Source organism: Sphingomonas sp., from assembly GCF_025353885.1.
Classification (GTDB): domain Bacteria; phylum Pseudomonadota; class Alphaproteobacteria; order Sphingomonadales; family Sphingomonadaceae; genus Sphingomonas_O.
Genome location: NZ_JANXNX010000019.1, coordinates 1 through 3,042 on the forward strand (window position 1 = coordinate 1; position 3,042 = coordinate 3,042).

Here is a 3,042-nt window from a genome sequence, read left to right on the forward strand (position 1 = left end):
CGCTGGAACATACCGATCGCCTGCCCTTCGATGATATCGCGGGCCTGCTTCTGCACCTCCGGTTTCTTGCTCTTGGTGTAGCCGATGATGACGTCCATGAGACCATCGGAGATCAGCGGCTGCGGTGACGTGCAAATTTCGCTGTACCTGGAGACCCCCGCCTCGTCGGAGTAAACCTGCCAATCCAGATTGCTCTTTTTGATGCCAGCGATGAGACCGGTGAACGGCGGTGTCTTGCTGCGGGCGACCTTCTTCGCGACCTTCTTGGCCTTCTTCTTTTTGGCCTTCTTGGCCGTGCCGGATCGAATGTCGCGGCGCAGCTTCGCGGCCTGGGCGCGCAGACGCTTCGCGGTGGCCGGGTTCTTCGCCGCCTTGGCTTTGCGGACCAGTGTCGAGGGGGACGTCATGTTTTAACTCCTGTTGCGGGTGGGTTTTGGAGGAGACCGATCTCGTCAATGAGATCGGACAGTGCCAGTCGCATGTCTTTCACGACTGGTGTTGCGGTGGACGATGGATAGCGGCCGACATAACGCGAGCCGAGCGCGATGGCGAGTTTGGCTGACGTGATTCGAGACGCTCTTTTTTCTTCCTCGTGGCTCATAGCTGGCGCAGGCTCCGGCGTTTGCCCGGCGCCGACGTGAGATTCGTCATACGCTCGGGATTGTCCTTGTAGTTTTCAGCGATCTTGCTGAACGGCGGCGGGGAATACGGCTTGCGCGCCAGTGCCGCGCGCTCGGCCTCATCCATCCCAAAATCCACCGGCAACAACCTGCCACCGAACCGCATCTCCAATTCCTCGCGGCTCGGCCGGGGTTGCCGCGGTTTTTCCAGTTCGGCCAACTGTTTTTTGCCCCAATCCTGGTATCGGGTGAAGCGCGCGATGCGCTCGGCCGCTTCGTTGCAAGCCTCGACGATCTCGGCGGGCTTCGGCGGCCACTTACACCGGCGCTGCACCCCCGTCTCCGGGCTCGTCACCTCCCTCACGATCGCCTCCGAGTATCCGCACAGGATAGTCACCATCGTCGCCAGCGCTTCCTTCGGATTGTCGTAGTCGCTCGTCGGGTAGGCTTTGAACAGCAACGTCGCCAACTCGGTCACGAGCCTCAGCTTCTTCAATTCGGCGGTCGAGCTCGGCGATGGCCTCGTTACCGGCTTCAACGATTGAACCGCGGGTAGTCGGAGCTTTTCCATTGGTCCTGCCTCGGGTGAAATTTTTCTGGTTCCGGATGAAGTTGCGGAAGGCCGCGTCGTGGTCGGCGTATTTGGTACCGGTCGATGAGCAGTAGTCGCGGAAGGTCTGCTCGATCGCGTCGATGTTGACGCCCTCGTCGTCGGCCAGGACGTGATGGGCCGCTTTCGGCTTCCAGTCGTCCGGGATCGAGGTCTTCCGGGTTGGTGTTGCCGGCTCACGTCCCCTCGAAACCTGCACGCGCGGCTTGGCCTTCGGCATCACCGGCGGCTTGTTGCGCTCCCAGAACTTCCACCATGTCGCTTTCCAGTCCAGCGACATGGTCCCGCTGTACTGGTAGTGCCGGAAGAAGCGCGACAGGATGCGCTCGACCTCGTCCTTCGAGGAAGCGCCCTCGTTGAAGCAGCGAACGATATCGGCGGCCGTCAGCTTGAAATCCCCTGATAGCTCGCTTTCCCCCTGCGCGAGCGAAGCCGCGTCAGCGGCGTCCTCTCTCTCTAAGGATTCTTTATCCTTAGAGAGAGTATGTGTTTGTGTCTGTGTAGCCGGTTCGGTTACCGGGCCGGTGTCCGTCTCGGTATCCGGAGCGATGATCGGGTCGGTAGTTTTTACCGGCTCGGTGACCGCCTCGGTAACCGTTCGGTATATCGTTCGGTCAACCGAGCGGTCATTTTCGGTTTTTTTGCTTTTACCGGACGTTGTCCGTCCGGTGGTCCGGTCGGTAGACCGGGCGGCCTTCCGCTCGGCACGCGCCGCGACCGCCATTTCGGATGCCTTGACGCGCTGGGCATGCAGTTCCTTGCCCTTGGCGATCTCCTCCTCGCATCGGCTGTGCCAGAGGATGCCGGCCTTGATGGTGAACAGCGGCAGGATCACGCGGCTATGCCGGTTCCAGGCTTCGATCGACAGCCCGCATGTGGTCGCGCAGATATCAGCGTCGGCCGGGCAGCCCTGCTCGTTCTGGTAATAGTCGAGCAGCAGCATCAGGTAAGCGCCCTTCGCCTCGGTGTTGAGGCGCTGGGTGTTGGCGATGAAGTCTTTGATGTTGAATCCGAACCACGGTAGGCTCACGGCGGTCTCTCCCTGTTGCGGCAAGGTAGGGACCGGGCCGTAAGCCCGATCCCCGCTCGCTCCGCCGATTAGCGGCCGGTGCTGCCGTAGACCATGGGCACCTGGGTGGCTCCTTCGACCTCGTTGACCACGCGGCCGAACTCGGCCTGACGGATGGCTTCGAGGCGCAGCATCTTGTAGCCGAGCAGCAGCTTGCCGTCGCTGATCGAGCGGCGGGTGTAGCAGACGATCTGCACCGGGGCCTCGCCGAAGTAGACCGGGATAGAGATCGTGAAGGCCACCGGCAGGGACATATTGTCCTTGGTGGTGGCGTCAGCGTCCTTCGAATAGCTGATCGAGGCGTTGTCTCCCATCCGGATCGAGGACGAGAACTTGACGTCCTGCTTCACCTGGAGATCGCGGCACAGTTCGAGCAGATCGGCACCAACTGGGGCGCCGGAGCTTGATCCCTTGCCGTCCAGCGACACCACATCGAAGGAGTTTTCTTCGAGGAAGGACGAGAACCCCATGTGCGTTATCAGCTTCTCGTTCTGGGCCGTCCAAATCGCCCACTGCTCGGACTTCGGCAGCATCAGCGTGGCGGTATGCTGACGGTGCATCGCCTGCTTGGTGACGTCTTTCTCCTCCGCCGGCGCCTTGTGATAGTCGATCGAAGCCACGATGCTATCGGACTTGATGTCCGCGAAGATCATGGTCTCGTCGCCCTTGAAGCGGTTGATGTACTCGATCAGGCTGATCGCGTTCTGGAGCACCAAGGTTGTCGCCGCAACCCCGGTGCTCCA

At 61.2% G+C, this 3,042-nt stretch carries 4 protein-coding genes; all 4 read right to left on the reverse strand.

Going from position 1 to position 3,042, the window contains the following annotated elements:
• On the reverse strand, window positions 1–407 hold a 407-nt coding region (locus tag Q0R02_RS02395; RefSeq protein ID WP_293880482.1), incomplete at its 3' end, for a hypothetical protein.
• Between the two features lie 190 nt (window positions 408–597).
• Entirely contained in the window at window positions 598–954 is a 357-nt protein-coding gene (locus Q0R02_RS02400; RefSeq protein WP_293880484.1) for a hypothetical protein, read from the reverse strand.
• Window positions 938–2,260 (reverse strand): DUF1376 domain-containing protein, encoded by a 1,323-nt coding sequence (locus tag Q0R02_RS02405; protein ID WP_293880486.1) that lies wholly within the window; start codon window positions 2,258–2,260, stop codon window positions 938–940. The genes Q0R02_RS02400 and Q0R02_RS02405 overlap by 17 nt, the downstream gene beginning before the upstream one ends.
• A gap of 68 nt (window positions 2,261–2,328) precedes the next feature.
• Window positions 2,329–3,042, reverse strand: a 714-nt coding sequence (locus Q0R02_RS02410) for a DUF2303 family protein (RefSeq protein WP_293880488.1), incomplete at its 5' end; no start/stop codon positions are given.